Below are 1,418 nucleotides of genomic sequence, written 5' to 3'. Positions count from 1 at the left end.
AGACTATGGGTTTATTTCCTTGCTTATAATTTAATTCGTTTATTGATGGTTAAGGCCGCCTTGCTCTCAGGCTCTTTACCAAGACAGCTTAGTTTTAAACATTGTCTTCAGCTATGTGTTACTTATGTTCATAAAAAATTCCATGATAACCTGAAAGCCAATACATGCTTATTAATTTATATTGGGCAGCGAACAGTGGGGAATCGCTCAGGTCGAGTAGAGCCTCGGGCAATAAAAAGGCGACCTAAACCATACCCTCTATTAATGAAGATAAGAGCCACTGCACAAAAGGAGATTAGAGAAAATGGACACCAAAAAAAGACTTAAGTAAGTGCCATTGGTCAGACCTTGTTTAATCATAGCCGAATAGTCGAACTAGCGTTGCCGAAACTATCAACTGAAGTTGAGCAGCCAGAGACGGATACTTCACCTGTCAGTGAGCCAACTAAATTAAGCGTAAATTAAGCGCACATTAAATTTATTAGGAAGATAATATGGATGAGAAACAGTTACGCCGAAGGGCGCTTCAGTTAGACGTGTTGTTGCGAAATGCGAAGAATTGTGACGATGATTTTCCACAACTAATCAAGTTTCTTGATTCTTTTCAACTTATAGAGTTGGTTTCTTTATTAGGCGAGCATCATGATTTATTCCAAGAGTTAATGGATGAGGCTTATGAGCCTTATTGGTGTAATGTCCTTGCTGATATGCCAGTGAGCACAGAACGAACTGACTTTAGGTTTAAAAAATCTGCGAACATATCCGCTGTGGAGTACCTTGTAGGATATATTCAGACTCTTTTGTTTATAAAAAAGAGTAGCATAGATGACTATGATGCCTTTTTTGCGCTGGCCTTTACCTATAATTCCTATTATGCCTTAAACAAAGGAATTGAGCGCTTAGTTTTATCATTGTATGAGAAAACAATTCCAGTAAACCAAGACAGCATAAATATGTATTTAGCCATTGCGGAGACGGTAGTAAGCTATCATGGAACACCGGGGTATTTAGCACTGGCAAATCTTTATTTTCATTTAGGCTTAATTAATAAAGCAAAGAGTGCGGCAATTAGTAAGGACGGTATGGCCATGCGTCAAGAAGTGTTAGGGCAAATGGATGCCTATGTTGGTAATGCTTTTAGACAATTAGTTATGGCTGAATTGCTTTTTGACGCTTCTCAAAATGAAATTCACAATGCCTATTTCGGGCAAGGGCTGGCCTGCTCGAATCCTTTTCAATTGGATTCAATTGCTGCCATGAAAAGGCTGCTTAATAGCGTATTTCCAGACAGTTTATTGCCTAATATCCAACAGCAGATAATTCGTGCCGCGCAGACAGAATTAGGCGGCAAAAAAATGAGTGCAAAATATAAACTGCTTGCTGATGATGCACTTGATGTGGTATCTGTTTACTCTCAA

General features: G+C 38.9%; 1 protein-coding gene and 1 pseudogene. Both read left to right on the top strand.

Annotation, left to right across the window (positions count from 1 at the left end; translation table 11 throughout):
* Window positions 1-327 (top strand): annotated as a pseudogene (locus LDG_RS20070) (IS4 family transposase); the annotation flags it as partial.
* Between the two features lie 167 nt (window positions 328-494).
* On the top strand, window positions 495-1,418 hold a 924-nt coding region (locus LDG_RS19550), incomplete at its 3' end, for a DUF5630 domain-containing protein (protein WP_040534499.1).

The sequence above is a fragment of the Legionella drancourtii LLAP12 genome (genome assembly GCF_000162755.2).
GTDB classification, from domain to species: domain Bacteria; phylum Pseudomonadota; class Gammaproteobacteria; order Legionellales; family Legionellaceae; genus Legionella; species Legionella drancourtii.
The sequence above is the reverse complement of the archived record's forward strand: the minus strand, read 5'-3'. Positions and strand labels throughout refer to the sequence as shown.